The organism is Candidatus Nitrosarchaeum limnium BG20 (genome assembly GCF_000241145.1).
GTDB lineage: Archaea > Thermoproteota > Nitrososphaeria > Nitrososphaerales > Nitrosopumilaceae > Nitrosarchaeum > Nitrosarchaeum limnae.
Genome location: NZ_AHJG01000225.1, coordinates 1 through 3,319 on the forward strand (window position 1 = coordinate 1; position 3,319 = coordinate 3,319).

Annotated in this window: 3 protein-coding genes; 2 read left to right on the forward strand and 1 reads right to left on the reverse strand. The window is 34.8% G+C overall.

What is annotated here, in order from left to right; translation table 11 throughout:
• Positions 1-108: 108 nt before the first annotated feature.
• Together BG20_RS07790 and BG20_RS07795 are read left to right on the forward strand one after the other, a co-directional pair.
• Positions 109-486, forward strand: a complete 378-nt coding sequence (locus tag BG20_RS07790; protein WP_007401291.1) for a hypothetical protein — start codon at positions 109-111, stop codon at positions 484-486.
• Between the two features lie 216 nt (positions 487-702).
• Entirely contained in the window at positions 703-2,145 is a 1,443-nt protein-coding gene (locus BG20_RS07795; RefSeq protein WP_010193277.1) for a menaquinone biosynthesis decarboxylase, read from the forward strand.
• Here the strand turns inward: BG20_RS07795 and mqnC are convergent.
• Complete coding sequence (gene mqnC, locus BG20_RS07800) at positions 2,140-3,258, reverse strand: cyclic dehypoxanthinyl futalosine synthase (protein WP_010193279.1); 1,119 nt, start codon at positions 3,256-3,258, stop codon at positions 2,140-2,142. The genes BG20_RS07795 and mqnC overlap by 6 nt on opposite strands.
• Positions 3,259-3,319 lie beyond the last annotated feature (61 nt).

Genomic DNA, 3,319 nt, shown 5'->3' on the forward strand with positions numbered 1-3,319 from the left:
CAGATGACATTTAATTTTCATGAAATTCCGGGGTTTATTTACATTTGGGTCTATTACCAAGGTAAAATTTGATCAAGTTTTATATGCATAATCAGTGTAAGCAAACCAATGGATGATTTTGAGAAAGAGTATCCCGGGTTTGATTGGAAGAATACACCAGCTTACAAACACCCAGGAGGTAAAGATTGTCCATGTCCAAAACATGAATACATTAGAGAACAGATCAATTTTACAAAACAAGTAAATCAAAAAGGAAAAGAACCATCAAAAATTACTTTGAAGTTCTGCCCAGATCATTACAAGGTGTACACACAAGAAGTAATTCCAGCTATGCCATTAAAATATAGAATTTTGACAAAAATTGCATTAAAGCTTGGAGCAATTCAAATTGAGCAGTTAAAGTATATGGAATCCGAATTATGTTTTTATTGTAAATTCGGTTCTGGTGGTCACGATAAAAAGAATGAACTTCCACCTATGAGATAAAAAGGCCTAATCAAGACTAAGCAATATTTTTGGTTTGTTTGGAGTAGGTTCCAATAACGCAATAGTACCAGTTCCTTTACATATAGCACGTTTGTCTTTAATCAATAACAAAATTAAACGACAGTGAGAAATAAAAGGCACTTTTTAAAATTATTTTAAAATCAGAGATCATACAAATCCAGTTAAGCTTATACTTGTTCTATATTTAGGAGGGTCATGCCAATTGAGGACATACATGAGTTTGTATCAGAATTAGAAAAAAATGGAGAGTTAAAAAGAGTAAAGACGGAAGTAGATGCAAATTTAGAGATTGCAGAAATTCTAAGAAGAACAATGTATTCAAATGGTCCGGCAATACTGTTTGAAAACGTAAAAAATTACAGTATGCCAGTGTTAGGAAATGCATTTGGATCAATGAAAAGATTAGAGATAGGTCTTGAGATGACAGACTTTACAGAGATTGGTCAAAGAATTGTAGATATGACAAAGATGGACATGCCATCAGGATTTCTAAATAAAATTAAAAAATTACCAGAGCTTTCTAAGATGGCAGAATCTTTTCCCAAGTTAGAAAGTAGCGGACCGGTGACTGAGATTACATCAAGTTCAGCATCATTTGACGACTTACCAATTATAAAATCATGGCCAGATGACGCGGGGCGTTTTATAACATTAGGATTAGTTGCTACAAAACATCCAGAAACAGGAGTAAAAAATCTTGGAGTGTACAGAATGCAAATTCTAGATAGCACTCATGCAATGATGCATTGGCAGAAACACAAACGTGGTGCACATCATGGGGATATTTCAAAAGAAAGAGGAGAAAAGATTCAAGCTGCAATAATTATTGGGTGTGAACCTGCAACTGTATTTTCTTCCATAGCTCCAGTACCAGAAGGATTAGACAAATACTTGTTTGCAGGAATCACAAGAAAAAAAGGAATCAAAACAGTAAAATGCAAAACAATTGATTTGGAAGTTCCCGCAAATGCAGAGATTGTTTTAGAAGGATATGTTGATCCTCATGACATACGAGATGAAGGACCATTTGGAGATCATACAGGATATTACACACCAGTTGAGCCATATCCAACATTCACATTAACTGGAATTATGAGAAGGAAAAATCCAATTTATGTTACAACTGTAGTAGGAAAACCAATTTTAGAAGATGCGTATATTGGAAAGGTTATCGAGCAGTCGTTTTTACCATTAATACGAATGTTCCATCCCGAAGTAGTAGATTTTAGTATGCCAGCAGCAGGATGGTTTCAAGGTTTTGCAATAATTTCAATTAAGAAAAGATATCCAGGTCAAGCAAAAAAAGTCATGATGGGGTTATGGGGAATGGGACAACTTGCCCTAACAAAGATGTTTGTCGTGGTAGATGAGGATATCAATGTACACAGTATAGATGATGTGATATGGGCAATAACTACACGAGCTGATGCAGCACGTGACACTATCATAATCAATAATACACCAACAGATACATTGGATCCAGCATCACCACTAGTTAATTTAGGTTCAAAGCTTGGAATAGATGCAACTCAAAAAACTAAAGAAGAGGGATTCCAACGAGAGATTCAAAAACAAGTTACAGTAGATAAAGATACAAAGAATTTAGTAGATTCCAAATGGTCTAGTTACGGATTATAGTAAAGCGATAGGATCGTAAAAATTATCTCTCTCTTCTGCTTGATAACCAATTTGATGAATTGCATCGACAATTAGTTTACCAGTCAATTCAGTAGAACGAGAACCAGTGCATGAAACTACTTCTTCTCCAATCAGTGTTCCTCCAAAGTCATTTGCACCGTATTGAAGAGCAAGTTGTGCCATACCAACTCCGTTTGTAAGCCAAGAAGATTGAATGTGAGGAATTAGACCATCAAAGACTAGTCTAGATATTGCTATCATTTTTAGGAGTTGAGTTCCACCTGTGCCATAAGGAACCAAGTTTTCTTTTTGCATCAAGGTGTTATTTGGCTCAAAGTTCCACGGAATAAATGCCATGAATCCTTTAGTTTTTTCTTGTAGTTTTACAATTTTAAAAAAGTGGTCCACAATGTCATTGTTATTTTCTACATGTCCATACATCATAGTTGCAGATGCAGGAAGACCAAGCGTATGAGCCTCATCCATAATTCTAATCCAATCGGCACTAGATATTTTCTTTGGACTAATAACATCTTTAACAGAATCTACCAAGATTTCAGCCCCTGCTCCGGGAATAGATTGTAGTCCAGATTCTTTTAATCTAGATAACACTTCTTTTGTAGAACACTTTTCAATTCTTGCAATCATATCTATTTCAGATGTGGAGAGTCCATGCACTCCAACATTTGGAAATTTTTGTCTAATCATCTTAAAGGCATTTTCATAATATTCTATTTTCAGATTAGGATTATGACCGCCTTGAATCAGAACTTGTCGTATCTTAAACATCTCCCAAGCAGTCTTAACTCTAGTTTCAATCTGATCTAGACTAAGGGTATAAGATTCATCAGAGCCAGGTGATCTATAAAATGCACAGAATTTGCAATCAGTGATACAGACATTAGTATAATTAAGAATAATATTATTTACAAAAGACACTTTTTTGCCAAATTGTTTTCTTGTGATATGACCAGAGACAAGACCCATTAGATGAACATCATTTGACTCTAATAATCGAAGACAGTCTGCAGGATCGGGCCTTTTTCCATGAAGGGAGTTTTCAAGAATGTCTCCAATATCACTTTGATTAATTTGTTCAGTTGTTTGACTCAATTAACTTGTTCAACATCAGTTTTGATTTGTATTTATGCCTTGATAAAAAAACCATTAAAAA